Origin of the sequence: Streptomyces sp. NPDC051173 (assembly GCF_040689515.1) — a bacterium.
Classification (GTDB): Bacteria; Actinomycetota; Actinomycetes; order Streptomycetales; family Streptomycetaceae; genus Streptomyces.
Genome location: NZ_JBFBBD010000005.1, coordinates 123,942 through 150,068, shown reverse-complemented (window position 1 = coordinate 150,068; position 26,127 = coordinate 123,942). Strand labels below are relative to the sequence as shown.

Here is a 26,127-nt window from a genome sequence, read left to right as displayed (position 1 = left end):
AAGAGAATGTCGATGACCGAGCAGGCCACCGGGGCCCACCATCCGCAGCCGCGGGCCCGAAGCGGCGCGGCGCAGCAGCCCGCCACCGTCGAGCACGTCACGGGGGCGCAGTCCCTCATCCGCTCGCTGGAGGAGGTAGGGGCGGAGATCGTCTTCGGCATCCCGGGCGGTGCGATCCTCCCGGCGTACGACCCGATGATGGACTCCTCGAGGGTCCGCCACGTCCTCGTCCGCCACGAGCAGGGCGCCGGGCACGCGGCCACCGGATACGCGCAGGCCACCGGCAAGGTCGGGGTGTGCATGGCGACCTCGGGGCCGGGGGCGACCAACCTCGTCACCCCCATCGCCGACGCCCACATGGACTCCGTCCCGCTGGTGGCGATCACCGGTCAGGTCGCCTCCAAGTCGATCGGCACGGACGCCTTCCAGGAGGCGGACATCTGCGGCATCACCATGCCGATCACCAAGCACAACTGGCTGGTCACCGACCCCGCCGAGATCCCGCGGACCATCGCCGAGGCCTTCCACGTCGCCTCCACCGGCCGCCCCGGCCCGGTGCTCGTCGACATCGCCAAGGACGCCCTCCAGGCGCGGACCACCTTCAGCTGGCCCCCGCACACCGACCTGCCCGGCTACCGCCCGGTCACCAAGCCGCACGCCAAGCAGATCCGCGAGGCCGCCAAGCTGATCACCCAGGCCAGGCGGCCGGTGCTCTACGTCGGCGGCGGCGTGATGAAGTCCGGTGCCACCGCCGAGCTCAAGGTGCTCGCCGAGCTCACCGGCGCCCCCGTCACCACCACCCTGATGGCGCTCGGCTCCTTCCCCGACAGCCACCCGCTCCACGTCGGCATGCCCGGGATGCACGGCGCGGTCGCCGCCGTCACCGCCCTGCAGAAGTCCGACCTGATCGTGGCCCTCGGCGCCCGCTTCGACGACCGGGTCACCGGCAAGCTCGACTCCTTCGCCCCGTACGCCAAGATCGTCCACGCCGACATCGACCCCGCCGAGATCGGCAAGAACCGCACCGCCGACGTGCCGATCGTCGGGGACGCCCGCGAGGTCATCGCCGACCTGATCGTCGCGATCCAGAGCGAGCACGCCGAGGGTCACATCAGCGAGGCCGCCAGAACGGGATACGCGGCCTGGTGGGCCGACCTCAACCGCTGGCGCGACACCTATCCCCTCGGCTACGACCAGCCCGAGGACGGCAGCCTCTCCCCGCAGCAGGTCATCCAGCGCATCGGGCAGCTCGCGCCGAAGGACACCATCTACGCGGCGGGCGTCGGCCAGCACCAGATGTGGGCCTCGCACTTCATCGACTACGAACAGCCCCGCACCTGGCTCAACTCCGGCGGCGCGGGCACCATGGGCTACGCGGTGCCCGCCGCGATGGGCGCCAAGGCCGGCGCGCCGGACCGCACGGTCTGGGCCATCGACGGCGACGGCTGCTTCCAGATGACCAATCAGGAACTGGTCACCTGCGCCCTGAACGGCATCCCCGTCAAGGTCGCGATCATCAACAACGGCGCCCTGGGCATGGTCCGCCAGTGGCAGACCCTCTTCTACAACCAGCGCTACTCCAACACCGTCCTGCACTCCGGCCCCGAGGCCAGCGGCAAGGAGGCGTGCGCGGGCACCCGCGTCCCGGACTTCGTCAAGCTCGCCGAGGCCATGGGCTGCGTGGGCCTGCGCTGCGAGGACCCGGCCCAGCTCGACGCCGTCATCGAGAAGGCCAACGCCATCAACGACCGCCCGGTCGTGGTGGACTTCATCGTCCACCAGGACGCCATGGTCTGGCCCATGGTCGCCGCCGGCACCTCCAACGACGAGATCCTCGCGGCGCGCGGCGTCCGCCCGGACTTCGGCGACAACGAAGACGACTGAGGCCAGGAGAGAGAAAGAGACCATGACCAAGCACACGCTCTCCGTCCTCGTGGAGAACACCCCCGGCATCCTCACCCGGATCGCCGCGCTGTTCGCCCGCCGCGGCTTCAATATCGACTCGCTCGCGGTCGGGGTCACCGAACACCCCGACATCTCCCGCATCACCATCGTCGTCAACGTCGAGTCGCTGCCGCTGGAGCAGGTCACCAAGCAGCTCAACAAGCTCGTCAACGTGCTGAAGATCGTCGAGCTGGAGGACAGCAACGCGATCCAGCGCGAGCTGGTCCTGGTGAAGGTCCGCGCCGACAACGAGACCCGCTCCCAGATCGTCGAGATCGTCCAGCTCTTCCGCGCCAAGACCGTCGACGTCTCCCCGGAGGCCGTCACCATCGAGGCCACCGGCGGCAGCGACAAGCTGGGCGCGATGCTCAAGATGCTGGAGCCGTTCGGCATCAAGGAGCTCGTGCAGTCCGGGACGATCGCCATAGGGCGCGGCGCCCGCTCCATCACCGACCGCAGCCTGCGCGCCCTGGACCGCACGGCCTGACGGCCCGCCTTCCGCATAACGAGACCCGAAGACTTTTCCCCGCCCACCCGGCATACGGTGGGACGCACAACCGGAATCCCGGAAAACAAGGAGATACCTCAGTGGCAGCCGAGCTGTTCTACGACAACGACGCCGACCTGTCCATCATCCAGCGCCGCAAGGTCGCGGTCCTGGGCTACGGCAGCCAGGGCCACGCCCACGCGCTGTCGCTGCGCGACTCCGGCGTCGATGTCCGGGTGGGCCTGCACGAGGGCTCCAAGTCCAAGGCGAAGGCCGAGGAGCAGGGCCTGCGCGTGGTCACGCCCGCCGAGGCCGCGGCCGAGGCCGACGTCATCATGATCCTGGTGCCGGACCCGATCCAGGCCAAGGTCTACGAGGAGTCCGTCAAGGAGCACCTCAAGGACGGCGACGCGCTGTTCTTCGGCCACGGCTTCAACATCCGCTTCGGCTTCATCAAGCCCCCGGCCGGCGTGGACGTCTGCATGGTCGCCCCCAAGGGCCCGGGCCACCTGGTGCGCCGTCAGTACGAGGAGGGCCGCGGCGTGCCGTGCATCGCGGCCGTCGAGCAGGATGCCTCCGGCAACGCCTTCCAGCTCGCCCTCTCCTACGCCAAGGCCATCGGCGGCACCCGCGCGGGCGTCATCAAGACGACCTTCACCGAGGAGACCGAGACCGACCTCTTCGGCGAGCAGGCCGTGCTCTGCGGCGGCGCCTCCGCCCTGGTGAAGGCCGGCTTCGAGACCCTGGTCGAGGCGGGCTACCAGCCGGAGATCGCGTACTTCGAGTGCCTCCACGAGCTCAAGCTGATCGTGGACCTGATGTACGAGGGCGGCCTGGAGAAGATGCGCTGGTCGGTCTCCGAGACCGCCGAGTGGGGCGACTACATCACCGGCCCGCGCATCATCACGGACCAGACCAAGACCGAGATGAAGAAGGTCCTGGGCGAGATCCAGGACGGCACCTTCGCCAACAACTGGATGAAGGAGTACGAGGCGGGCCTGCCGAAGTACAACGAGTACAAGAAGGCCGACGAGGACCACCTGCTGGAGACCACGGGCAGGAAGCTCCGCAAGCTCATGAGCTGGGTGGACGACAAGTAGTCCGCTCCGGGTGCGGGTCCTCGTTTCCTTGGGGGACCCGCACCCGGTCACGCCGGGGTGACGTTTTTCCGCACGCACCCGAGCCGGTTCCAACCCCCGATACACTGCGGAGCACCAACGCGTCAGGCTCACAGCGTCGTGCGTCACACGCGGCTGCCCTTCACCGCCTTCGGCCGTCGGGACGGCCGTCCGCAAAGGACTAGTGAGGACTGAGGACCACGTGAGCACTGCTTCGTCCCGTAAACCCGTCGTACTGATCGCGGAAGAGCTCTCGCCCGCGACCGTCGACGCCCTGGGTCCGGACTTCGAGATCCGGCACTGCAACGGCGCGGACCGCGCCGCCCTGCTGCCCGCCATCGCCGATGTGGACGCCGTCCTCGTCCGCAGCGCCACGAAGATCGACGCCGAGGCGGTCGCCGCCGCCAAGCGGCTGCGGGTCGTCGCGCGCGCCGGTGTCGGCCTGGACAACGTCGACGTCGCCGCGGCCACCAAGGCCGGTGTGATGGTCGTGAACGCCCCGACCTCCAACATCGTCACCGCGGCCGAGCTCGCGTGCGGCCTGCTGATCGCCACCGCCCGCAACATCCCGCAGGCCAACTCCGCCCTGAAGAACGGCGAGTGGAAGCGCTCGAAGTACACCGGCGTCGAGCTGTCCGAGAAGACCCTCGGCGTCGTCGGCCTCGGCCGCATCGGCGTGCTCGTGGCCCAGCGCATGTCCGCGTTCGGCATGAAGGTCGTCGCGTACGACCCCTATGTGCAGCCCGCGCGGGCCGCGCAGATGGGCGTCCGGCTGCTGACGCTGGACGAGCTGCTGGAGGTCGCGGACTTCATCACCGTCCACCTGCCGAAGACCCCCGAGACGCTCGGCCTCATCGGTGACGAGGCGCTGCACAAGGTCAAGCCGTCGGTGCGGATCGTCAACGCCGCGCGCGGCGGCATCGTGGACGAGGCGGCGCTGGCCACGGCCCTGAAGGAGGGCCGGGTCGCGGGCGCGGGCCTGGACGTCTACGCCCAGGAGCCCTGCACGGACTCCCCGCTGTTCGAGTTCGACAACGTGGTCGCCACCCCGCACCTGGGCGCCTCCACGGGCGAGGCGCAGGAGAAGGCGGGCATCGCGGTCGCCAAGTCGGTCCGCCTCGCGCTGGCCGGCGAGCTGGTGCCCGACGCGGTCAACGTCCAGGGCGGTGTCATCGCCGAGGACGTCAAGCCCGGTCTGCCGCTCGCCGAGAAGCTCGGCCGGATCTTCACCGCCCTCGCGGGCGAGGTCGCGGTCCGGCTCGACGTCGAGGTCTACGGCGAGCTCACCCAGCACGACGTCAAGGTGCTCGAACTGTCCGCGCTCAAGGGCGTGTTCGAGGACGTCGTCGACGAGACGGTGTCGTACGTCAACGCCCCGCTCTTCGCGCAGGAGCGCGGCGTCGAGGTGCGGCTGACCACCAGCTCGGAGTCGGCCGAGCACCGCAACGTGGTGACCGTGCGCGGCACGCTCTCCGGCGGCGACGAGATCTCCGTCTCCGGCACGCTCGCTGGCCCCAAGCACCTCCAGAAGATCGTCGCGGTCGGCGACCACGACGTGGACCTGGCGCTCGCCGACCACATGGCCTTCCTCCGCTACGGCGACCGCCCCGGCGTCGTCGGCACGGTCGGCCGGATCCTCGGCGAGGCGGGCATCAATATCGCGGGCATGCAGGTCTCCCGCGCGCGGGAGGGCGGCGAGGCACTCGGCGCCCTGACCGTCGACGAGGCCATCCCGGCTCCGGTCCTCGCCGAGATCGCGGAGGAGATCGGCGCGGTGTCGGCGCGTGCGGTGAATCTGACGGACTGAGGTCACGGCAGTGGACGGGCCGGACCCTGCGGGTCCGGCCCGTCCCGCACGTGTCCCACACCTTCAGAGCTTGGCCCGTGCGGAACAGGCGTCGGGATCCTCGCCGTCAGGGGTGGGGTAGAACTGCCGGGACCACTTGCGGTGGGCTCCGATGGGGCCGTCGCCGCCGGTGAGCCTGGGCGGCGCGGTGAAGCGTTTGTGGTGGAACACCCCGAGGTCGCGGGCCGCGTCCTTCCTGGTCTGCCAGAAGATGGGGTACTGGAGCAGCCGCAGCGCCTTCCGGGAGAGCCGTGAGCCGACCGGCCCGGGCGCGTCGGAGCGGTCGAGGAATTCCAGGCTGGACGCGAGGCTGTAGCGCATGCGGCCGGGGCCTGTGGGCGTGGCGAGCAGCCAATTGACGGAGTAGAGGCCGAATTCGCGCATCTCCACGTTGATGTTGGCGCCGGCCAGTCCCGGGAACTGGCTGAGGAACTCGGACTTCGCGGTGACCGGGCCGATCCTGCGGCCGGCCCGCATCGTCACCCGGCCGAAGGGGCCGTCGTACCGCGGGGGCACCACGACCTCCAGGTCGATCAGCCCGTGCAGGTAGGTGAGGTGGGTGTAGTCGACGACGTTCTCCGAGACGTCCTGGGGATATCCGCCGAGATCGGTGATCCGGTAGACGGGGTCGCGGGCGTGTTCGAGCCCGGTGAGGCCGGCGGACACCTCCCAGGTCGGGTCCGTGTTCTCGCCGTGGTGCCAGACCCAGACGATCCCCCACTCCTCCCGCAGCGGGAGCATGGACAAGGAGATGTCCGGAGCGGGCCCGTAGGGGCTGTGGACGCAGTCCCCGTTCGTCGCATAGCGGAGATGGTGGAAGGGGCACTGCAGTTCCTCGCCCAGCACGGTGCCGCCGACTCCGAGGTGCGCGCCGAGGTGGGGGCAGTACGGGCGGGTGGCCTTGAGGGTGCCCCGCATGGTGCGGAACACGACGAGGTCCTCGCCCATGAAGGGGACGGTGTGGACGCTCCCGGGTGCCCACATGTCGGAGAACCCCGCGCAGAACCACCCGTTGGGGTAAGGCAGGGCGGGAGGGCCGCTCCGGTATCCGGGCCGGGCCTCATCGGGGAATCGACGGACCCGCGCGGTCGCATTCCTGCGCATTCTTGTCACCTTCCTTGAGCCGGGCCGGTGGTGGCGGGGGTCAGGAACCCTTCCTTGCGCTTGTACCGCAGGCACGTCTCCTGCCAGCGGTAGTAGCCGGACAGCGCGTCCTCGAGAATCCGGATGCCACGCAGGATCTCCTCCCTGTGCCCGGAGTGCGGGTCATCGGCGACCTCGGTGAGGTCGCGCAGCCTGTCGGCGATCCTGCGGAAGTCGCGCAGACGCTGTTGGGTCATGTACGCGACGTGCTGTGCCGCCGACTGAAGGCTGAGATCCCGGTCCCGGCGCAGGACGAGGACGAGGTTGTGGGGGTTGCGGTAGTGCAGGTCCTTGCGGACGGTGAACGTGTCGTTGGACCAGAGCCACAGTTCGGCCGCCATGTCGCGGAGTTCGTGGAAGAGGCCCCGGTGGAGGTGATCGGGAATGTTGGCACCCTGGAGCCCTTCCAGGACGTCGATGCTGGGCCGGGTGGCTCCGTTGATCACGCGCAGGCGTAAGTAGGTGTCCGTGTCCGGGAGTTCCTCCGCGGACCGGTTGCCGACCTCTGTCTCCATGGCACTCAGGTACTGCTTGACGTGCAGCGCGAAGCGGCCGCGCGGATGCTCCGGGAAGCAGGCGTGGAAGTCGCCCCACAGATCGGCCAGGGCGCGGGCCAGGGGGAAGGTGAGTCCGGGGGCGTCCGGCGGCGGGGGCGGGTCCTGGCTCAGGAGCCGGTCGAGCCGGGCTTTGCCGTCCCTGAACACCTCGGGGTCCCTGCCGAGCGGCCCGTCGTCGAAGATGTCGTCCCACAGGAACAGCCAGGCGACCCACTTGGCCATGAGGACCGCGCCGTGGGTGTCGGTACGCGGGCACCACCAGCCGGAGAACAGTCCGCACTGCATGTCGATCATGCGCTGCCGGGCCGCGTCGTCGGTCAACAGGCCGAAGTCCGCAGCCCACTTGCGGGCCGCCAGCTCGGCCCGTTCGTGATCCGGATGGAGGGTGACGGGCCACGGTATGTGGTAGTCGGGGATCTCGTACCGGGCCATGGCCGCCATGTCCTGGCAGTGGGTGTCGTCGAACAGCCTGGGCTTGGGCACGTCTCTTCTCCTGGTGGGATGCGGGCATCAGCTCCCTTGGCGGCGCTGTCGGCCGGCGAACCACCGTCTGGCCTCGTCGAAGTCGCCGCGGGTGAAGTCGGGCCAGAGGGTGACGGTGAAGTACAGCTCGGCGTGGGCGGTCTGCCAGGGCATGAACCCGGAGAGGCGCTGTTCGCCGGAGGTGCGGATGACGAGGTCGATGTCGGGCTGGCCCGCGGTGGAGAGGTGCCGGGAGATGGCCGATTCGTCGATCGGGGCGGCGCGCTCTCCCGGGGCGCGCTCGTGGAGCAGGGACCGGATCGCGGTGACGATGTCGGCGCGCCCGTCGTAGGCGACGGCGATGGTGAGGGTGCCCGCGCTCCTCGCCCCGGCCGACCGCAGGGCGAGGGTGCGCAGCCGGACGGCGTGGTGGGCGGGGATCCGGTCGAGGGCGCCGATGAGGCGGATGTGCCACCGGGTGGTGGTGGCGATCCTGCCGAGCCCGCGGGTGACGCTGTTCAGGATCTGCGCGACCTCCTGCGGCCGACGGTGCAGGTTGTCCTGGGACAGGGCCCAGACCGTGACCGCGCGGACCTGGGCCTGTTCGCACCAGGTCACCAAGTCGTGGACGCGCAGGGCCCCTTGGCAGTAGGCCTGCTCCAGCGGCACGTGGCGGCCCTGCGCCCACCGGCGGTTCCCGTCCAGGATCACGGCGACATGGCGCAGTTCCGGCTCTCGAGCGGTCAACGCCGGCATGGTTCTCCCGGCTCGGGCGCATCCGGGTCCGGGACGACATAGTGCACAGTGCAACCTCCCCCGACCTCCTGATGTATTCCGCAAGGATCGAGGCGCATACCACGTCAGGGGGGCGCGCGGAGCCGAACCGAAGCACTTGGCCGTTGCGCGTACGCAGCCATGAACACGCCATCCCTGGGCGCGCTCCGATGCGCCCGTGCCCGGGGTGTCCGGGGTGCTCACGGGCCACCGTCGTGGCACTGATGCGAATTCCGCGTCGGCGCGCGAATGCGTGAACGTTCCTGCCGGGTAGCCCTCGCCCGGGGCCCGTTCGGGTCCCGTGACGACAGGGGGCCGCGCGAGGAGCGGGGCCCTCGGAGGAGGGGATGTCGGATGAGGTTTCCCACGCGTGCGGCCGTCGCCGCGGTGGCCGTGATCGCGGCGCTCGGCGGCCTGGGCGCCGTCGCCACCACGGCCCAGGCGGCCGGTGACAGAGCCGGGGTCGTCGCGGAGCCGCAGCGGCCCATGGACAACGTGCCCGCGCCGAGCTGTTCCGACAACAACAACACCGTGCCGTGCTGGGAGTACCAGACCTGGTACTGGACGTACGACAACTGCAACAAGGCGGGCACCAGCTCGGTGAACTCGGACCCGGGCAAGTTCGACAACCACGTGTGCGCGCTCACCGGCAACGACATCGGCGTGGGGCTCTGGCTGCACAAGCTGCACGACTGAGGCGACGGCTGGAGCGATAGCGAAGGCCGTGGACGGCGCCCGCACCCGGGTGCCGTCCACGGCCTTCGCGTCCCAACGGTCCATGGATACCAGGAGGAGAGGGAGCGGGAGGACGACGAGAGCCGTCCACTCCTCGCGCCCGGCACGCGGGCTGGGGTTCGTCACGACAGGAAATACACGAGCGCCTTAAACGGTTGTCTGGAACGTTTGTATAAGACGGGTGTTTAGTACGCGCGTATGGCCCGGCGTTAGGCTGCCGACATGGGACATCGTGAAGACCTGCTCGCCGGTGCGAAGGCGTGCCTGCTCGAAAAGGGCTGGGTGCGCACCACCGCGCGCGACATCGTGGCGGCCTCCGGCGCCAACCTCGCCTCGATCGGCTACCACTACGGCTCCAAGGACGCGCTGATGATGGCCGCGTTCATCAAGATGACCGAGGAGTGGGGTGACTCGATGACCCGTGCCCTGGAGTCCGGCGCACCCGCGGGCGCCTCGCGGGCGGAGCTCCTCACGGCGAAGCTGGACACGCTGACCGCGGGGTTCGAGGAGAGCCGCCGGTTCTGGGAGCTCCAGCTGGAGGTGGTCGGCCAGTTGGGGAGCAATCCGGAGCTGAAGAAGTGGTTCGCCGGTGTGTTCCCGGAGGGGCGGGACGGCATGCTGACGATCTTCGAGGGCCTTGGCCGCCCCGCGGACGAGGAGACGAAGCGGACCTCGGGGGCCTTCTACCACGCTCTGTTCATCGGGATGTGGGTCCAGTGGGTCATCGAGGCCGAGTCCGCGCCGACCGGCGCGGAGCTGGTCGAGGGGATGCACCGGGTGCTGGCCGGGCTGGCCGCCGGGCCGTCGCCGGCCCCGGCCGGCGGGGTGCCGGACGGCCGCGAGGGCTGACCGGTCCGCTCACCGACAGGAAGTGATCAGCCGGGCCAGGTGCCGCCCGGCGATCGCCGGCGGTTCGTCGCTCCGCGCGACCTGGGCCGCCGGCTCCGCGCCCTCCAGTGCGTGGATCACCGTGCGTGGAGACCCTCAGGAAACCGGCGGCCCGAGGCTTCCGGCGGTGCGGCCATGACACCCGGGTGTCACGGCCGCACCCGTGTGTGCGGACCTGTCCCGGAAGGCGTAGCGGTGTGCCGTATTCCGTCGTTGTGCGGGATGTGGCCGGATCGCGCGTAGCCGAGCGCGGCGAAGCGGCCTGCACTGGATGTATCCGGCCGTCTGCGCCGAACCCGTCACCTCGTGACGACTTCACGGAACGGAAACCACCATGAGCACCTTCCGCATCTCCATCGACTCCGACCTGTGCGTCGGCTCGGGCCAGTGCGCGCTGACCGCGCCCAGCGTCTTCACTCAGGACGACGACGGCTACGGGGCGGTGGTCCCCGGCCGTGAGGACGGCGGCGGCGACCCGCTGGCGCGCGAGGCGGTGCGCGCCTGCCCGGTCCAGGCGATCACCGCGGAGGAGGAATAAGCCCCCGCCCCTACAGCCGGTCCGCCTTCAGAGCCATGTGGAGGAGCAGGCGGCCCTCGCCGTCGTCCAGGTCCAGGCCCGTGAGCTGCTCCACCCGGGAGAGGCGGTAGTAGAGCGTCTGCCGGTGGATGCCCAGGGCCGCCGCCGTACGGCCCGCCTGGCCCGCGCAGTCGAGGAAGACCTCCGCCGTGCGGGCCAGTTCCGTGTGCGCCGGGGCCAGCAGCGGGCGTACGGAAGGGTCCGCCGCGGCCTGCGCCGGCAGCGCGGACAGCACGCGGTACGGGCCGATGCCCGACCACTCCGCCACCGGCCCCAGCCGCGCCTCCGCCCCGGCGGCCCGCGCGGCCGCCAGCGCCTCGCGCCAGGCGGCCGGCAGCTCCGCGAGCCCCCGGCGAGGAGCGCCGAGCCCGGCCGTGGCCCGTGCGGGACGGCCGGTCGCACCGCCCGCGCGGGGCGAGCGCAGCAGCCGGTCCGCCGCCGTGAGCGCGGGCGCCGGGGCTGTCATCGCCCGCAGCCGGATCAGCGCGGCCAGCGCCGCCGAGCCGTCCGGCAGGGCGTCCGGCACCGCGCACAGCGCCGCCACCCCCGACTGCCCGGCCAGTGCCGACCCCGCACCCGACCCCTCGGCGTCGCCCGTCTCACCCGGCTCGCCCGCCCCGCCCTCTGGGTCGCCCGCCCCCCGCCACGGCGCCACGGCGACCACCGCCAGGGGCCCGTCGCCCGCCGCGCCCAGCGCGTCCCGCAGGGCGGCCCGCGCCGCGTCCCGGCCCGCGGGCCGCCCGGTCAGCAGCTCCCGCAGCAGCTCGCCCAGCTCCGCGCCCGCGCGGGCCTCGGCGGCCAGCAGCGCCCCGATCCGGGTGGCCGTCTCCATCGCCTGCGCGAGCCGCGGGTCCGCCAGCGGCACGGAGAGGTCCAGCCCGGACAGGTGCTCGTCGTCCAGCAGCCACACATAGCCGAGCACCACGCCGCGATGGCGTACGGGCAGACAGATGCGGCCCTTGAACACCCCGGCCGCGGGGTCCGGCGGGATCCGCAGCGGGGCCTGGGCCCGCGCGATGCCGAACGCCTCGAACCACGCCCGGACGGCCGCGGTCGACCGCCGCTGGAGGATCGACCGGGTCCGCACCGGGTCCATCGTCAGCTCGACGTCGTCGTCACTGTCGTGGGCGCCGAAGGCGATCAGCCCGAAGTCCCGGTCCTCCAGGGTCGCGGGCGCGCCGAGCGCGGCCGATATCTCGTCCACGAGCTGCTGATAGTCGCCGCGCATCGCCCCGCCGCGCTCCCTTCGGACCTGGGGCCCCTTCGTGCGGACCCGTTATGGCCCGAATTCGCCCCCCGGTTTCATGTGCTGCTCACTATTGTCATACATGTGTCTGAGATCCGGGCCACGGATGCGTGACAGCTGTCGATGGCCGAGGATCGCTGTGATCTCTAGGTTTCACGATGAGTTACTTATGCCGCCCCCCGCCGTGGGGCCGGCCGTCATCGTGGAGGTGCCCAGTGCTGGGTCCTGTGCTGCTCGCCGCGTCCCGCAGCGACGCCATCCGCCGTCTCGTCTCGGCCGCGCCGGGCACCAAGCAGGTGGTCGCCCGCTTCATCGCCGGCGAGACCCTCGACCAGGTCATCCCGATCGTGAAGGACGCCGCGGCCGAGGGGCTCGAGGTCACCCTCGACGTCGTCGGCGAGGACATCACCACGGTCGAGCAGTCGTACGCCGCCCGTGACGCCTATCTTGAGCTGATCGGGCGCCTCAAGGAGCTCGGCCTCGGCACGAAGGCCGAGATGTCGGTCAAGCTCTCGATGTTCGGCCAGTCCCTGGAGATCGAGGGGGGCGGGCCCGAAGGGTCCTCGGTCAAGGGTGGTGGGCGGCGGGCGGGACACGAGCTGGCGCTCGCCAACATCCGCCCGGTCGTCGAGGCCGCCGCGGCCATCGGCACCACGGTCACGCTCGACGCCGAGGACCACACCACCCTCGACTCGATGTTCGCGATCCACGAGGAGCTGCGGCGCGACTTCCCGCAGACCGGCTGCGTCATCCAGGCGTACCTCTTCCGCACCGAGGACGACGCCCGCCGCCTCGCCGCGGCCGGCAGCCGGGTGCGTATCGTGAAGGGTGCGTACAAGGAGCCCGCCTCCGTCGCGTACCAGGACAAGGCCGAGGTCGACAAGGCGTTCGTCCGTATCGTCAAGATCCTGATGGCGGGTGAGGGCTACCCGATGATCGGCTCGCACGACCCGCGGCTGATCGCCATCTCGCAGGAGCTGGCCCGGCAGGCGGGGCGCAAACTGGACGAGTACGAGTTCCAGATGCTGTACGGCATCCGCAGTGAGGAGCACGTCCGGCTGGCCGCCGAGGGCCACCGGATGCGCGTCTACACGGCGTACGGGACCGACTGGTACGGCTATTTCATGCGCCGCCTCGCCGAGAAGCCCGCCAACCTGCTGTTCTTCGCCCGCTCCATCCTCACCAAGGGCTGAGCCGCCCGATCCCCCTGACGAGCCCCGAAGGAGAAACGGAAAATCATGGACGCCGTTACCCAGGTCCCCGCCCCGGTCAATGAGCCGGTGCACAGCTACGCCGCCGGTTCCCCCGAGCGCGCCCGTCTCGAGGCCAAGCTCAAGGAGCTGGCGGGCAACCCCATCGACCTGCCGATGACGATCAACGGCGAGAAGCGGATGGGCGGCGGCGAGCCGTTCGACGTCGTACAGCCGCACAACCACTCGGCCCGCATCGGCACCTTCCGCAACGCCACCACCCAGGACGCGCAGGACGCCGTCGACGCCGCGCTCGCCGCCGCCCCGGCCTGGCGCGCGATGTCCTTCGACGACCGCGCCGCGATCATCCTGCGCGCCGCCGAGCTGCTGTCGGGCCCCTGGCGCGAGACGCTGGCCGCCTCCACCATGCTCGGCCAGTCGAAGACCGCCCAGCAGGCCGAGATCGACACCCCGTGCGAGCTCGTCGACTTCTGGCGCTTCAACGTGCACTTCGCGCGCCAGATACTCGCCGAGCAGCCGGTCGCCAACTCCACCGGCGTGTGGAACCGCAGCGACCACCGGCCGCTGGAGGGCTTCGTCTACGCGATCACGCCCTTCAACTTCACCGCCATCGCCGGCAACCTGCCGACCGCCCCGGCCCTGATGGGCAACGTGGTCGTCTGGAAGCCGTCCCCGACCCAGACCCACTCCGCCGTGCTGCTGATGCGGCTCCTGGAGGAGGCGGGCCTGCCCAAGGGCGTCATCAACCTGGTGACCGGTGACGGCCTCGCCGTCTCCGAGGTGGCCCTGAACCACCCCGAGCTGGCCGGCATCCACTTCACCGGTTCGACCAAGACCTTCCAGTACCTCTGGAAGACGGTCGGCAACAACATCGAGAAGTACCGTTCCTACCCGCGCCTGGTCGGCGAGACCGGCGGCAAGGACTTCGTCGTCGCCCACCCGAGCGCCGACCGCGCCATCCTGAAGACCGCGCTGACCCGTGGCTCCTTCGAGTTCCAGGGCCAGAAGTGCTCGGCCTCCTCCCGCGCCTACATCCCGCGTTCCATCTGGGAGGACGGCTTCAAGGAGGAGTTCGCGGCCGAGGTCGACGGCATCACCATGGGTGACGTCACCGACCTGTCGCACTTCATCGGCGCCGTCATCGACGACCGCTCCTTCGCGAAGAACAAGGCCGCGATCGACCGCGCCAAGGCCGACCCGAGCTGCACGGTCGTCGCCGGTGGCACGTACGACGACTCCGTCGGCTACTTCGTCCGCCCCACGGTCATCGAGTGCACCGACCCGGCGAACGAGGTCTTCACGACCGAGTACTTCGGCCCGATCCTCGCCGTGCACGTCTACGAGGACGGCGACTTCGACGCGATGCTGGCGCAGATGGAGTCCGTCTCGGCGTACGCCCTGACCGGCGCGGTCATCGCGCAGGACCGCGCCGCGGCCGCCGACGCGATGGAGAAGCTCCGCTTCGCCGCGGGCAACTTCTACATCAACGACAAGTCGACGGGTGCCGTCGTCGGCCAGCAGCCCTTCGGCGGCGGCCGTGCCTCGGGCACGAACGACAAGGCCGGTGCCGCGTCCAACCTGATGCGCTGGACGTCGACCCGCTCCATCAAGGAGACCCTGGTCCCGCCGACCGACTACCGCTACCCGCACATGGGCTGACCTGCCCTTCGCTGAACCCCGCCCCCGTCCGGCCCCCCAGCCGGGCGGGGGCGGCGTCGTCTCCCGGGCACTCCCGCCGTCTCAGATAGTAGGAAGACCGAGTATTCGGGGAGACACCGCCGCCGCCCTGTCCTAGCGTGGAGGAAGCCGAAACCTTCCGCTCGATCGAGCGACAGCGGCCCCGGCCGGTGTGCCCCGCGCAGGTGACCCCTGCGGCACCCCGCCCCGCGCCCTCCTCCCGGCTCCGTCCGACCCTTCTCGGGGATCAGCCAGACGACTCAGTAAGAGGAGACGTGACTTCCATGCCCGAAACCGCCGCCCGCAGGACCCGCCGCACCCCTCGTCCGGCCGAGAGCGCCGAGCACAAGACCGACCGGGTGAACGCCGCCGCGGCCCTCCAGCGCGCGCTGGACCGACGCGACAACGGCGGCGTGACCGGCCACTGACCGGCCCGGCCGACCTCGGCCGGCTCGTCGGGGCTCCGCTCCGCTACCCCTTCGCCGTTCCGCTCCGCGTCACGTCGCTGTGCTAGTTCTTCGCCGTTCCGCTCCGCGTCACGTCGCTGTGCTACCCCTTCGCCGTTCCGCTCCGCGTCACGTCGAAGTGATCGATGCGCTCGCCGCTCTCCGCCAGCGCCGTCACCCGCATCCGCGGCCGCGGGCCGGGCTGGACCTCGACCGCCAGGAACGAGTAGCCGGTGTAGCGCACGCGGGACCACTCCACCGTCTCCTTGTGCCGGTCCCCGCCCTTCACCCAGTGGTACGTGGGCACGCTCTCCTGGTCCTTGACGTGGCCCTCGTAGCTGTCGGACGCCGGGAAGTCGTACAGCGACTTCCCGGCGGCGCCCGCGGTGACGTACACGATGCCGTCGCGGGTGGAGTCGACGGACCCGCCGATCGGGAGCTTCCTGCCGACCTCGGTGCCCCGGATCGCGTCGGTCCGCTCGTAGACGTGGTTGTGGCCGTTGATGACGAGATCGACCTTGTGCTTCTCGAAGAGCGGCAGCCACGCGTCGCGCACGCCGCCGTCCGAGGCATGGCCGTTGGTGGTCGAGAAGGCGCAGTGGTGGAAGAAGATCACGATGAAGTCGAGGCCCGGCTGCTTGCGCAGCTCGCCCAGGCGCCGGTCGAGCCAGCGGGTCTGCTTGCCGCCTGTGTAGCCGGTGTTGGCGGTGATCTCGTACGAGACGTCGTTGGCGTCGAGCGCGACGACGCCGACGTTGCCGTAGACGAAGGAGTAGACGCCGGGCGAGTTCCTCGGGTCGACGCCGTTGCCCGGCAGCGTCCAGCGGGCGTTCTGGCCGCCGTAGCCGTCGGGGGAGTACCACGCCTCCATGTCGTGGTTGCCGGTGGTCACCATCCAGGGCACCGACTTGGCCACCGACTCGGTCTGGGCGAGGAACTGGTCCCACGCTCTGGCGTCGTAGTGGTCCGTGGGCTTGCCCTCGCCGTCGTCGTCGGCGTAGCAGATGTCGCCGGCGTGCAGGTGGAAGGACGGGTTCTGGCCCAGGATCAACTGGTCGTTGGCGAGCGCGTGGTAGCTGACGCCCTGGTCGCCGAAGGCGGTGAAGACGAACTTCTCCGCGCGCGCGGGAGCGGTGGTGAAGGTGCCTATGGTCGAGAAGTGCGCGGGGTCGGCCGGGTCGAAGCCGTCGTGACCGACGCCGTAGTAATACGTCTGTCCCGGGCGGAGGTTGTCCAGGGCCGCGTGCAGATAGACCTGGTCGACGGCCGGGAGTTTCTTGGACAGCGCCGGGGTGTGCAGGTCCCGCACCTCCGCGTCGATGCGGTGGCTGAGGTCCCAGGGCTTCAGCCCGACCCGCAGGAACGGCCGCTTGACGGCGAACGGCACCTGCCAGGAGACCCGCATCTGCGTCTTGGGGTCGGCACCGAAGGCGAGGTGGCGGCCGAAGGGCGCCACGTGCTTGCCGTCCACCTTGGTGGTCGCGGCCGAGGTGAGCAGGGTGGGGGAGAGCGCCGGTGCCGCGGCGTACGCGCTCGTACCGCTGCCCAGCAGGCCCGCGCCCGCGACGGTGCCCGCCGTCAGGGCTCCGGCGCGGAGCATGCCGCGCCGCGTCAGCTTGGTCCGCAGGTACTCGTGCTGCTCGGCCATCGTCATGCGGCTCGCGAGGTGGTCGGGGATGCCTACCCGTGGTGTGTCCATGACGCAGAACGTGCCAGGGATCGGCGACCTGAATGAGGACTTTGCATGAACGCGACCTATACGAATCGCAATGTGTCCGTATCGTGGACGCGGTGTGTCATCCAGCGGGACGGCGGAGTACGGTCCGGTTATGTCTCGCAGCCTTCGCCTCGCAGTCATCCCCGGTGACGGAATCGGCCGGGAAGTCGTCTCCCAGGGCCTCAAGGTCCTTGGTGCCGTGCTCCCTTCGGACGTCAAGCTGGAGACCGAGGAATACGACCTCGGTGCCCGCCGCTGGCACGCCACCGGCGAGACCCTGCCGGACGCCGAGCTGGAGTCCCTCAAGCGGCACGACGCGATCCTGCTCGGCGCGATCGGTGACCCGTCCGTCCCCTCCGGGGTGCTGGAGCGCGGGCTGCTGCTCAAGCTGCGGTTCGCCTTCGACCACTACGTGAACCTGCGCCCGTCGAAGCTCTTCCCCCGCACCGCCACCCCGCTCGCCGGCCGCCCCGAGATCGACTTCGTCGTCGTGCGCGAGGGCACCGAGGGCCCGTACACCGGCAACGGCGGCAGCCTGCGCACCGGCACCCCCGCCGAGGTGGCCACCGAGGTCAGCGTCAACACCGCGTACGGCGTGGAGCGCGTGGTGCGCGACGCCTACGAGCGCGCCCGCACGCGGCCCCGCAAGAAGCTCACCCTCGTGCACAAGAACAACGTCCTCGTGCACGCCGGCCACCTGTGGAAGAGCGTCTTCGACCGGGTCGGCCAGGAGTACCCCGAGGTCACCACCGACTATCTGCACGTCGACGCCGCGACGATCTTCTTCGTCACCCAGCCCGAGCGCTTCGACGTGATCGTCACCGACAACCTCTTCGGTGACATCCTCACCGACCTCGCGGCCGCCGTCACCGGCGGCATCGGCCTCGCCGCCTCAGGCAACATCAACCCCGGCGGCGCCTTCCCGTCGATGTTCGAGCCGGTCCACGGCTCCGCGCCGGACATCGCGGGCACCGGCAAGGCCGACCCGACGGCCACCGTCCTCTCCGTGGCCCTGCTGCTGCGCCACCTCGGCCACGAGAGCGAGGCCGCGCGCATCGAGACCGCGGTGAGCGAGGACCTCGCGGAGCGCGGCAGCGCGTTCCGCACCACGGACCAGATCGGCGACGCGCTGGCGCTGCGAGTAGCCGCCGGCTAGTCCCACCTGCTGTGCTACCGCGCGGTTGGATGCGACCATCGACCCGGGCCGCGCAACACATTTTCCGTCCACGGCCCCACGAGCGATAATCGAACGTGGGGCCGCGGTACGAGGGGAATCTCGGACGTCCTGTACCGAACGGGGCGGAGTGAGTTCGCGGTCCGTCACACACAAAGGTGAAGGACACGGATTCATGACGACGCCCACGATCGAGCTCAAGCCCTCCTCGCACCCGCTGTCGGACGCCGAGCGGGAACGGATCCTGGCCAGCCCCGGTTTCGGCCGCCACTTCACCGACCACATGGTGACCATCAAGTGGACCGAGGGGCTCGGCTGGCACGACGCGCAGCTCGTCCCCTACGCGCCGCTGTCGATCGACCCCGCGAACATGACGCTGCACTACGCGCAGACGATCTTCGAGGGCGCCAAGGCGTACCGCCAGCCCGACGGTTCGGTCGCGATCTTCCGCCCGGAGGAGAACGCCAAGCGCCTCCAGGCGTCCGCGCGCCGCCTGGCCATGCCCGAGCTGCCCGTCGAGACCTTCATCGAGGCGTGCGACGCGCTCGTCACCCAGGACAAGGCGTGGGTGCCGAGCTCCGGCGAGGCCTCCCTCTACCTCCGCCCCTTCATGTTCGCCACGGAGATCGGGCTGGGCGTCCGCCCGGCCAACGAGTACCTCTTCGTCGTGATCGCCTCGCCCGCCGGCGCCTACTTCCCGGGCGGCGTCAAGCCCGTCTCGGTGTGGCTCTCCGAGGAGTACGTGCGCGCCGCTCCCGGCGGCACGGGCGCCGCGAAGGCCGGCGGCAACTACGCCGCTTCCCTCGTCGCCCAGGCCCAGGCCGCCGAGAAGGGCTGCGACCAGGTGGTCTGGCTGGACGCCATCGAGCGCTGCTGGATCGAGGAGATGGGCGGCATGAACCTGTACTTCGTGTACGGGGCTGCGTCTGATCAAAAGCCGAAGATCGTCACCCCTGAGCTCACCGGCTCCCTCCTGCCGGGCATCACCCGCGCCTCGCTGATGACGATCGCCGCCGACCTCGGCTACGAGGTCACCGAGGGCCGCATCTCCGTCGACGACTGGAAGAACGGCAACGCCGACGGCACCCTCACCGAGGTCTTCGCCTGCGGCACCGCCGCCGTGATCACCCCGGTCGGCTCGGTCAGGTCCACGCGCGCCGACTGGACGGTGGCCGACGGCAAGCCCGGCGAGGTCACCATGAAGCTCCGCAAGGCGCTCCTCGACATCCAGACCGGCGCCGCCCCGGACACCCACGGCTGGATGCACCCGCTCGGCGGCTGAGACCGCTCCGGCAGTGCGTACTTGCGTGCGTGGTGATCACAACGCACGCAAGTACGCATGATCGTTGTCGCTGGGACCCTTGTCCGAAACCCCGCTGTTCCGCCACCGTGATCGACCATGGGACAGCACTGGAAGAAGATCTGGGTCGGCTCGGCCGGCAACATGGTCGAGTGGTTCGACTGGTTCGTCTACGCGAGCTTCGCGACCTACTTCGCGGGAGCCTTCTTCCCCGCGGGCAACGACACCGCCAAGCTCATGAACACCGCCGGCATCTTCGCGGTCGGCTTCTTCATGCGGCCGGTCGGCGGCTGGCTGCTCGGCCGGATCGGTGACCGCAAGGGCCGCAAGGCGGCGCTCACCCTGACCGTCTCGCTGATGTCGGCGTCCGCTGTGCTGATCGCCGTCGCCCCCACCTACGCGGTCGCGGGCTACGGCGGAGTCGCCGTCCTGCTGATAGCGCGGCTGCTCCAGGGCCTCTCCGTCGGCGGCGAGTACGCGGCCAGCGCCACCTACCTCACCGAGGCGTCCGCGCCCGGCCGCCGCGGCTTCGCCTCCAGCTTCCAGTACGTCTCGATGACCGCGGGCCAGATCCTCGGCCTCGCCCTCCAGATCCTCCTCCAGCACACCCTCTCCAACGGCGAACTGCACAGCTGGGGCTGGCGGATCCCCTTCGTCGTCGGCGCGCTCGGCGCCGCCGTCATCTTCTATCTGCGGCGCAACATGCTGGAGACGGAGGCGTACGAGGAGATCGGCGAGGCGGACGCGGCGGAGCGGGAGGAACGCGGCACCATCCGCGCGCTGCTGCGGCACAAGCGGGAGGCGCTGCTGGTCGTCGCGCTCACCATGGGCGGCACGGTGGCGTACTACACGTACACCACCTACCTCACCAAGTACCTCTCCAACAGCGCGGGCCTGTCCAAGCAGACCGCGACCCTGGTCAGCTTCTGCGCGCTGATCATCTTCGCCTGTCTCCAGCCGCTGGCCGGGGCGCTCTCGGACCGCATCGGCCGCCGCCCGCTGCTGATCACCTTCGCGGTGGGCTCCACGTTCCTGACCGTGCCGATCATGACCATGCTCAAGCACGCGGGGTCCTTCTGGCCCGCGCTCGGCCTGTCGCTGCTCGCCCTGGTCGTCGTCACCGGCTACACGTCGATCAACGCGTGCGTGAAGGCCGAACTCTTCCCGACCGCCATCCGCTCCCTGGGCGTCGCCCTGCCCTACGCCGTCGCCAACGCCCTCTTCGGCGGCACGGCGGAGTACGTGGCCCTGTGGTTCAAGAACGCGGGCGTGGAATCGGGCTTCTACTGGTACGTGGCGGGCTGCGCGGCGGTCTCCCTGGTCGTCTATCTGACGATGCGGGAGACGAGGGACATCGACCTCAAGGGGAAGCGGCGCCAGGAAGCGCCCCGCTCGCCCGAAGTGACCGCATCGTGAGACCGGACCGCACCAGGACCGGCCCCGTGCCAAGATGGCCCCGTGCTCAACCTCGCCATGATTATGGGCAGTGAGCGCGCCGGTCCGCAGTGACCCCGCCGTACCACCACGTACGGCGCGGCCACCGTCGTCCCAGACCCGCGCGCAGACCTCTCGCACCCGCGAGAGGTCTTTTCGTTTCCCGGCACCACCTCCGCCGGAGGCGAGGGCGCGCGACCATGAGGGGACGGTGGAACCGGTCAGTCCGGTAGACCGAGATCCGACAGGAGCCAGAGCAGCATGACGGACGCAACCGACGACAGCTTCCACGTCTTCGACACCACCTTGCGTGACGGCGCGCAGCGCGAAGGCATCAACCTCACCGTCGCGGACAAGCTGACCATCGCCCGGCACCTGGACGACTTCGGCGTCGGCTTCATCGAGGGCGGCTGGCCGGGCGCGAACCCCCGGGACACTGAGTTCTTCCAGCGCGCCCAGGAGGAGATCGACTTCAAGCACGCGCAGCTCGTCGCCTTCGGCGCCACCCGCAAGGCGGGCGTCCGCGCGGAGGACGACCCGCAGGTCGCGGCGCTCCTCGCCGCGGGCGCCCCCGTCATCACGCTGGTCGCGAAGTCCCACGACCGCCACGTCGAACTCGCGCTGCGCACCACGCTGGAGGAGAACCTCGCGATGGTGCGCGACACCGTCTCCTACCTCCGGGCGCAGGGCCGGCGCGTCTTCGTCGACTGCGAGCACTTCTTCGACGGCTACCGCGCCAACCCCCGCTACGCGGCACAGGTCGTGCGCACCGCGCACGAGGCGGGCGCCGACGTGGCTGTCCTCTGCGACACCAACGGCGGGATGCTGCCCGCGCAGGTCGAGGCCGTCGTGCGCACCGTGGCCGCCGACACCGGGGCGCGGCTCGGCATCCACGCGCAGGACGACACGGGCTGCGCGGTCGCCAACACCCTCGCCGCCGTGGACGCGGGCGCGACGCACGTGCAGTGCACGGCCAACGGCTACGGCGAGCGCGTCGGCAACTCCAACCTCTTCCCCGTCGTCGCCGCCCTGGAGCTCAAGTACGGCCGCAGGGTGCTGCCGGAGGGCTCGCTCGCCGAGATGACCCGGATCTCGCACGCCATCGCCGAGGTCGTCAACCTCACCCCCTCCACGCACCAGCCCTACGTCGGCGTCTCCGCCTTCGCGCACAAGGCCGGGCTGCACGCTTCCGCGATCAAGGTCGACCCGGACCTCTACCAGCACATCGACCCGGAGCGTGTCGGCAACACCATGCGGATGCTGGTCTCCGACATGGCGGGCCGGGCCTCCATCGAGCTCAAGGGCAAGGAACTGGGCATCGACCTGGGCGACGACCGCGAGCTGATCGGCCGCGTCGTCGAGCGCGTCAAGGAGCGCGAGCTGGCGGGGTACACCTACGAAGCGGCCGACGCCTCCTTCGAGTTGCTGCTGCGCCAGGAGACGGAGGGCCGGGCGCGGCGCTACTACCGGGTGGAGTCCTGGCGCGCCATCGTGGAGGACCGCCCCGACGGCACGCACGCCAACGAGGCGACCGTGAAGCTGTGGGCCAAGGGCGAGCGCATCGTCGCCACCGCCGAGGGAAACGGCCCGGTCAACGCCCTGGACCGGGCCCTGCGCGTGGCCCTGGAACGCATCTATCCCCAGCTCGCCGCCCTGAAGCTCACCGACTACAAGGTCCGCATCCTGGAAGGCAGCCTGGGCACGGGCTCCATCACGAGGGTCCTGGTCTCGACGAGCGACGAGAGCGGCGAGTGGTCGACGGTGGGCGTGGCGGAGAACGTCATCGCGGCATCGTGGCAGGCACTCGACGACGCCTACGCGTACGGCTTGCGGAGGGCGGGGGTGGAACCGCAGGAGTAGGGGTGTTCAGATAGCCCGTCCGGCGTTTGAGGACAACGCGGCGAAGCCGTGTTGCTGGGGGCCTGGGGGCTCGCCCCCAGTTTCGGGAAGGGGCGGGGCTGGGGAAAGGCCCGCCGCAGGCGCCAACAACCCGCACCCCGAGGGGCCGGGGGCGGAGCCCCCACGCGGCGGAGCCGCAGATCAGATGCAGCCGGGAAGGGGCGGGTAGGGAAAACCCCCGCCCCCCTCAGCCGTACACCGCCCCCACCCCGTCCTCCAACAGCCCGTACGCCACATCCGCATCCGCGCGAGCAAGAGGCAACGCCTCGGCAGCGCTCGAACCACCGTTCACCCGCCCCCAGTTCACCCGCGCCAACCGCTGCTGCACCGCCACGATCTGCGCGGCCGCCAGCCGGGCCACGAGCTCGCCACCGCCGGACTCGGCGAGCACCGAGGCCAGCTCCTCCTCGTCCCGCTCCGCGTACCGCACCAGCCGTGCCACCAGGCTCGGCGTCGTGAAGACCATGTCGTGGAAGGCCAGCACGGCGGGGTGGTCGCAGAGGCCCGTGACCGGGTCGTGGGCGTCGAGGCGCTCGTGGAAGTGCGTGCGCAGCGCGGCCAGCGGCGACCGCCCGGCCGGCCGCTCGCGCACCACGCGGGCCGCTTCGCCCTGGTGATCGGCGATGCGGTGCAGGACGAGGTCTTCCTTGGCCGGGAAATAGCGGAAGAGCGTCGGCTTGGAGACCTCCACCGCGGCGGCCACGTCCGCGACCGACACCTGGTCGAAGCCGCGCGCGAGGAAGAGCTCGATCGCCGTCTCGGACAGCGCCTGCCGTGTGCGCTGCTTCTTGCGTTCCCGCAGTCCGGTCTCGTCAGTCACGGGTTCACTCTATCAGGTCGCGTTACCCGGAATCGTTTGTTACTCGGTTGCGTTTTCTTCTCGCGAGGGCTTTGATGGAGGGACCGAGCGACGGAGGGACACCGCATGACCACCACCGCAGTGCTGATCGTGGGCGCCGGGCCGACGGGCCTGACACTGGCCTGCACACTCGCCCGCGCCGGGGTCCCGGTGCGGATCGTGGACAAGTCACCGGAATTCCATGATGGTTCGCGCGGCAAGGGGCTCAACCAGCGCAGCCGCGAAGTGCTCGCGGACCTCGGAATGGGAGAGGATTTCACGGCCGCGGGCAACCCCCGTCTGACCCTCCGCAAATACCGGGGCGGCGCCGTGATCGCCGACCACACGCCCCAGGAGGACGCGGTCCCCACGCCCGATGTGCCGTACGCGACGGGGCTGTGGATACCCCAGTGGCGGACCGAGGAGATCCTCAGGGCGAAGCTCGCGTCGTACGGGATCCGGGTCGAACTGGGCACCGAGGTGGCCGAGTTCACGCAGGACGAGTCCGGGGTCACGGCCGCGCTGGCCGACGGGCGGCGCGTCCGGGCCGCGTATCTCGTGGGCTGCGACGGCGCACGCGGCATGGTCCGCAAGGCGCTCGGGCTGGCCTTCGACGGGGAGACCGCGCCGGAGCTGGCCCTGGTCGGGGACGTCGAGGTCGAGGGCGGCCTGGATCGCGGGTACTGGCACCAGTGGATCGACGAGGACGGCGCCGTCCTGCTCTGCCCCCTGCCCGGCACCGAGCGCTGGCAGCTCCAGAGCTCGCCGGAGCGCGACGCCGAGGGGCGGTACGAGGAGCCGTCCCTGGAGGTCTTCCAGCGTCAGCTCGACCGCCACGCGCGGATACCCGGGCTGCGGCTGAGCAATCCGGGCTGGCTCTCCACCTATCGCGTCAACGTCCGCATGGCGGAGCGCTTCCGGGTCGGCCGGGTCTTCCTCGCGGGCGACGCGGCCCACGTCCACTCGATAGCCGGCGGTCTCGGCATGAACACCGGCATCCAGGACGGCTACAACCTCGGCTGGAAGCTCGCGCTCGTCGCGGGCGGCCTGGCAGGGGAGGGGCTGCTGGAGACCTATGAGGAGGAGCGGCTGCCGGTGGCCGCCTGGACCTTGAAGACCACCAACGAGCGGCTGCGGGCCGTCATGGAGGGGATGCGGAAGGCGGGGGTCGGTACGGAGGCGGGGTTCAGCCGGGACCTGACCACGCTGGGCGTCGGCTACGGCTGGAGCTCGCTGGCGTGGGGCGGGCGGGCGGCGGGGGAGCGGGCGCCGGACGCGCCGTGCCGCGACGCCGCGACCGGTGAGCCGGTCAGGCTCTTCGAGGTCTTCGCGGGCCCCCGGTTCACCCTGCTGGGCTTCGGTCCGCGCAGCGCCCAGGCGCTCGCGCGGGTGTCGGAGGCCTGCGGGGACCTGGTCCGCACATGCCTGATCGACGGGGGCGGGGAGGGGCTGGTGGATCCCGACGGGCACGCGTGGCGGGCGTACGGCATGGCGGGACGGGAGGAGCCGGCCGCGGACGGGCCGGCGGCGGACGGAGAGGGGGGAGCGGGCGGTCTGGTGCTGGTGCGGCCCGACAACCACATCGCGTGGACGGCGGCGGTGGACCGAGGCGCCGAGGTCGTCGACCGTCTGGAGCGCCTCGGCCGCTGACACCGCATGGGGTCAGGCCAGGGGAGCGGACTTGACGGCGGAGATGTCGAAGGTCAGCTTCACCTTGTCGCTGACCATCACGCCACCGGTCTCCAGGGCGGCGTTCCAGGTCAGGCCCCAGTCGGAGCGCAGGATCTCGGCGCTGCCCTCGAAGCCGACCCGCTCGTTGCCGTAGACGTCGGTGGCCGAGCCGTTGAACTCCAGGTCGATGGAGAGCGGGCGGGTGACGTCCTTGATGGTGAGGTCGCCGGTGATGCGGTAGCGGTCGCCGCCGAGCTGCTGGGCGGTGGTGGAGCGGAAGGTCATCAGCGGGAAGCGCTCGGCCTCGAAGAAGTCGGCGCCGCACAGGTGGGCGTCGCGGTCCTTCATGCCGGTGTCCACGCTCTCGATCCGCACGTCGAGGGAGGCGGTGGAGCGGGAGGGGTCGGAGCCGTCGAGGCGCAGGGTGCCCTCGTGCTCGGTGAACGAGCCCTTGACGTTGGTGACCATGGCGTGGCGGACGGTGAAGCCGATGCTGCTGTGGGACGGGTCGACGGTGTATTCGCCGGTCAGGGCGGCCAGCGCGGGGTCCACGGCGAGGGCGGCGGACGAGGCGGCGGGGGCGTCGAGGACGGCGGTGGCTGCGGAGTTGCCGCGCTTGCGGGCGAAGAGGGCCATGACTGCTCCTGGGGGAGAGAGGTGGTTGTTGAAGGTTCAACGAGAATGACGTTAGCGCGATCTGGTACAAGTTTCAACATCTGGCGGGGGTGATTTCCCGGAGTGATTTCCCGGCGCGTTCCGGTCCGGGTGCGGTCGTGTCTCTTGTGAGCCCCGCCGAGGCGTGCCACGGTGTGCCCTCTCCGCCCGCCCCGCGCCTCTCTCCCGCCCCTGCCCCGCTTCGCCCGCCCGGCCCGCCCCGGCGGCCCTCGCCCCGCGCGGCGTCCCGCGTCACACCGTCTGTGCCACACCGTCCGCGCCACCGGCTCTCGTGCCACCACCTGTCGCTGCCTCCTCCTCCGTCGCTG

At 70.7% G+C, this 26,127-nt stretch carries 22 protein-coding genes and 1 pseudogene; 15 read left to right on the top strand and 8 right to left on the bottom strand.

Annotation, left to right across the window (positions count from 1 at the left end):
• Positions 1 to 6 precede the first annotated feature (6 nt).
• The 4 genes from AB0435_RS05435 to serA all read left to right on the top strand — a co-directional run bounded on the left by AB0435_RS05435 (position 7) and on the right by serA (position 5,356).
• Entirely contained in the window at positions 7 to 1,884 is a 1,878-nt protein-coding gene (locus AB0435_RS05435; protein ID WP_366426235.1) for an acetolactate synthase large subunit, read from the top strand.
• 22 nt (positions 1,885 to 1,906) lie between these two features.
• The gene (gene ilvN / locus AB0435_RS05430) at positions 1,907 to 2,431 is read left to right on the top strand and encodes an acetolactate synthase small subunit (RefSeq protein WP_116214047.1); all 525 of its coding nucleotides are present in this window, start codon (positions 1,907 to 1,909) and stop codon (positions 2,429 to 2,431) included.
• Positions 2,432 to 2,532: 101 nt separating this feature from the next.
• On the top strand, positions 2,533 to 3,531 hold the full coding sequence (gene ilvC / locus AB0435_RS05425) for a ketol-acid reductoisomerase (RefSeq protein ID WP_366007072.1): 999 nt from the start codon (positions 2,533 to 2,535) through the stop codon (positions 3,529 to 3,531).
• Between the two features lie 220 nt (positions 3,532 to 3,751).
• Complete coding sequence (gene serA, locus AB0435_RS05420; protein WP_366007071.1) at positions 3,752 to 5,356, top strand: phosphoglycerate dehydrogenase; 1,605 nt, start codon at positions 3,752 to 3,754, stop codon at positions 5,354 to 5,356.
• 63 nt (positions 5,357 to 5,419) lie between these two features.
• Here serA and AB0435_RS05415 read toward each other — a convergent pair whose 3' ends face one another.
• From AB0435_RS05415 to uppS, 3 genes are read right to left on the bottom strand one after another with little or no spacing between them, the layout of a single operon-like run.
• On the bottom strand, positions 5,420 to 6,499 hold the full coding sequence (locus AB0435_RS05415) for a Rieske 2Fe-2S domain-containing protein (protein WP_366426234.1): 1,080 nt from the start codon (positions 6,497 to 6,499) through the stop codon (positions 5,420 to 5,422).
• A gap of 5 nt (positions 6,500 to 6,504) precedes the next feature.
• Complete coding sequence (locus AB0435_RS05410) at positions 6,505 to 7,578, bottom strand: terpene synthase family protein (RefSeq protein ID WP_366007069.1); 1,074 nt, start codon at positions 7,576 to 7,578, stop codon at positions 6,505 to 6,507.
• A 27-nt stretch (positions 7,579 to 7,605) separates the two neighbouring features.
• On the bottom strand, positions 7,606 to 8,304 hold the full coding sequence (gene uppS / locus AB0435_RS05405; RefSeq protein WP_366426233.1) for a polyprenyl diphosphate synthase: 699 nt from the start codon (positions 8,302 to 8,304) through the stop codon (positions 7,606 to 7,608).
• 381 nt (positions 8,305 to 8,685) lie between these two features.
• Here uppS and AB0435_RS05400 point away from each other — a divergent pair, with 381 nt between their 5' ends.
• Both AB0435_RS05400 and AB0435_RS05395 read left to right on the top strand, forming a co-directional pair.
• Positions 8,686 to 9,027 (top strand): hypothetical protein, encoded by a 342-nt coding sequence (locus AB0435_RS05400; RefSeq protein WP_366007067.1) that lies wholly within the window; start codon positions 8,686 to 8,688, stop codon positions 9,025 to 9,027.
• A gap of 261 nt (positions 9,028 to 9,288) precedes the next feature.
• Positions 9,289 to 9,915, top strand: a complete 627-nt coding sequence (locus AB0435_RS05395; protein ID WP_366426232.1) for a TetR/AcrR family transcriptional regulator — start codon at positions 9,289 to 9,291, stop codon at positions 9,913 to 9,915.
• 9 nt (positions 9,916 to 9,924) lie between these two features.
• On the opposite strand, the pseudogene AB0435_RS05390 reads toward AB0435_RS05395, so the two are convergent.
• Positions 9,925 to 10,038, bottom strand: a pseudogene (locus AB0435_RS05390) (TetR/AcrR family transcriptional regulator); the annotation flags it as partial.
• Between the two features lie 250 nt (positions 10,039 to 10,288).
• Between AB0435_RS05390 and AB0435_RS05385 the strand changes: the two are divergent.
• On the top strand, positions 10,289 to 10,492 hold the full coding sequence (locus tag AB0435_RS05385; RefSeq protein ID WP_366007065.1) for a ferredoxin: 204 nt from the start codon (positions 10,289 to 10,291) through the stop codon (positions 10,490 to 10,492).
• Between the two features lie 10 nt (positions 10,493 to 10,502).
• On the opposite strand, the gene AB0435_RS05380 is transcribed toward AB0435_RS05385, so the two are convergent.
• The gene (locus tag AB0435_RS05380) at positions 10,503 to 11,759 is read right to left on the bottom strand and encodes a helix-turn-helix domain-containing protein (RefSeq protein WP_366426231.1); all 1,257 of its coding nucleotides are present in this window, start codon (positions 11,757 to 11,759) and stop codon (positions 10,503 to 10,505) included.
• 233 nt (positions 11,760 to 11,992) lie between these two features.
• Here AB0435_RS05380 and AB0435_RS05375 point away from each other — a divergent pair, with 233 nt between their 5' ends.
• The 3 genes from AB0435_RS05375 to AB0435_RS05365 all read left to right on the top strand — a co-directional run bounded on the left by AB0435_RS05375 (position 11,993) and on the right by AB0435_RS05365 (position 15,093).
• Entirely contained in the window at positions 11,993 to 12,970 is a 978-nt protein-coding gene (locus AB0435_RS05375; protein ID WP_366426230.1) for a proline dehydrogenase family protein, read from the top strand.
• 45 nt (positions 12,971 to 13,015) lie between these two features.
• Positions 13,016 to 14,647 carry an L-glutamate gamma-semialdehyde dehydrogenase gene (pruA, locus tag AB0435_RS05370; protein WP_366006055.1) on the top strand — a complete coding sequence of 544 codons (1,632 nt, stop codon included), beginning with the start codon at positions 13,016 to 13,018 and terminating at the stop codon, positions 14,645 to 14,647.
• A 302-nt stretch (positions 14,648 to 14,949) separates the two neighbouring features.
• Positions 14,950 to 15,093 carry a hypothetical protein gene (locus AB0435_RS05365; protein ID WP_366006056.1) on the top strand — a complete coding sequence of 48 codons (144 nt, stop codon included), beginning with the start codon at positions 14,950 to 14,952 and terminating at the stop codon, positions 15,091 to 15,093.
• Positions 15,094 to 15,214: 121 nt separating this feature from the next.
• On the opposite strand, the gene AB0435_RS05360 is transcribed toward AB0435_RS05365, so the two are convergent.
• Complete coding sequence (locus tag AB0435_RS05360) at positions 15,215 to 16,810, bottom strand: metallophosphoesterase family protein (protein ID WP_366426229.1); 1,596 nt, start codon at positions 16,808 to 16,810, stop codon at positions 15,215 to 15,217.
• Between the two features lie 130 nt (positions 16,811 to 16,940).
• Between AB0435_RS05360 and AB0435_RS05355 the strand changes: the two genes are divergently transcribed.
• From AB0435_RS05355 to cimA, 4 genes are all read left to right on the top strand, one after another.
• On the top strand, positions 16,941 to 17,984 hold the full coding sequence (locus AB0435_RS05355; protein ID WP_366006058.1) for a 3-isopropylmalate dehydrogenase: 1,044 nt from the start codon (positions 16,941 to 16,943) through the stop codon (positions 17,982 to 17,984).
• A 193-nt stretch (positions 17,985 to 18,177) separates the two neighbouring features.
• The gene (locus tag AB0435_RS05350; protein WP_366426228.1) at positions 18,178 to 19,284 is read left to right on the top strand and encodes a branched-chain amino acid aminotransferase; all 1,107 of its coding nucleotides are present in this window, start codon (positions 18,178 to 18,180) and stop codon (positions 19,282 to 19,284) included.
• A gap of 117 nt (positions 19,285 to 19,401) precedes the next feature.
• Entirely contained in the window at positions 19,402 to 20,718 is a 1,317-nt protein-coding gene (locus AB0435_RS05345) for an MFS transporter (protein ID WP_366006060.1), read from the top strand.
• A gap of 279 nt (positions 20,719 to 20,997) precedes the next feature.
• On the top strand, positions 20,998 to 22,596 hold the full coding sequence (gene cimA, locus AB0435_RS05340) for a citramalate synthase (RefSeq protein WP_366426227.1): 1,599 nt from the start codon (positions 20,998 to 21,000) through the stop codon (positions 22,594 to 22,596).
• 226 nt (positions 22,597 to 22,822) lie between these two features.
• Here the strand turns inward: cimA and AB0435_RS05335 are convergent, their stop codons facing one another.
• Positions 22,823 to 23,455 carry a TetR family transcriptional regulator gene (locus AB0435_RS05335; protein ID WP_366426226.1) on the bottom strand — a complete coding sequence of 211 codons (633 nt, stop codon included), beginning with the start codon at positions 23,453 to 23,455 and terminating at the stop codon, positions 22,823 to 22,825.
• 105 nt (positions 23,456 to 23,560) lie between these two features.
• Here AB0435_RS05335 and AB0435_RS05330 point away from each other — a divergent pair, with 105 nt between their 5' ends.
• On the top strand, positions 23,561 to 25,123 hold the full coding sequence (locus AB0435_RS05330; RefSeq protein ID WP_366426225.1) for an FAD-dependent monooxygenase: 1,563 nt from the start codon (positions 23,561 to 23,563) through the stop codon (positions 25,121 to 25,123).
• A 12-nt stretch (positions 25,124 to 25,135) separates the two neighbouring features.
• Here AB0435_RS05330 and AB0435_RS05325 read toward each other — a convergent pair whose 3' ends face one another.
• Positions 25,136 to 25,780 (bottom strand): YceI family protein, encoded by a 645-nt coding sequence (locus AB0435_RS05325; protein ID WP_366006064.1) that lies wholly within the window; start codon positions 25,778 to 25,780, stop codon positions 25,136 to 25,138.
• Positions 25,781 to 26,127 lie beyond the last annotated feature (347 nt).

Bases quoted from the DNA above. Each gene is read 5' to 3' on its own strand.
- AB0435_RS05325 (WP_366006064.1), bottom strand. From the start codon at position 25,780: ATGGCCCTCTTCGCCCGCAAGCGCGGCAACTCCGCAGCCACCGCCGTC.
- AB0435_RS05365 (WP_366006056.1), top strand. From the start codon at position 14,950: ATGCCCGAAACCGCCGCCCGCAGGACCCGCCGCACCCCTCGTCCGGCC.
- AB0435_RS05385 (WP_366007065.1), top strand. From the start codon at position 10,289: ATGAGCACCTTCCGCATCTCCATCGACTCCGACCTGTGCGTCGGCTCG.
- AB0435_RS05400 (WP_366007067.1), top strand. From the start codon at position 8,686: ATGAGGTTTCCCACGCGTGCGGCCGTCGCCGCGGTGGCCGTGATCGCG.
- AB0435_RS05435 (WP_366426235.1), top strand. From the start codon at position 7: ATGTCGATGACCGAGCAGGCCACCGGGGCCCACCATCCGCAGCCGCGG.
- cimA (WP_366426227.1), top strand. From the start codon at position 20,998: ATGACGGACGCAACCGACGACAGCTTCCACGTCTTCGACACCACCTTG.
- AB0435_RS05380 (WP_366426231.1), bottom strand. From the start codon at position 11,759: ATGCGCGGCGACTATCAGCAGCTCGTGGACGAGATATCGGCCGCGCTC.
- AB0435_RS05330 (WP_366426225.1), top strand. From the start codon at position 23,561: ATGACCACCACCGCAGTGCTGATCGTGGGCGCCGGGCCGACGGGCCTG.
- AB0435_RS05350 (WP_366426228.1), top strand. From the start codon at position 18,178: ATGACGACGCCCACGATCGAGCTCAAGCCCTCCTCGCACCCGCTGTCG.
- AB0435_RS05345 (WP_366006060.1), top strand. From the start codon at position 19,402: ATGGGACAGCACTGGAAGAAGATCTGGGTCGGCTCGGCCGGCAACATG.
- ilvN (WP_116214047.1), top strand. From the start codon at position 1,907: ATGACCAAGCACACGCTCTCCGTCCTCGTGGAGAACACCCCCGGCATC.
- AB0435_RS05355 (WP_366006058.1), top strand. From the start codon at position 16,941: ATGTCTCGCAGCCTTCGCCTCGCAGTCATCCCCGGTGACGGAATCGGC.
- pruA (WP_366006055.1), top strand. From the start codon at position 13,016: ATGGACGCCGTTACCCAGGTCCCCGCCCCGGTCAATGAGCCGGTGCAC.
- AB0435_RS05360 (WP_366426229.1), bottom strand. From the start codon at position 16,810: ATGGACACACCACGGGTAGGCATCCCCGACCACCTCGCGAGCCGCATG.
- AB0435_RS05395 (WP_366426232.1), top strand. From the start codon at position 9,289: ATGGGACATCGTGAAGACCTGCTCGCCGGTGCGAAGGCGTGCCTGCTC.
- AB0435_RS05415 (WP_366426234.1), bottom strand. From the start codon at position 6,499: ATGCGCAGGAATGCGACCGCGCGGGTCCGTCGATTCCCCGATGAGGCC.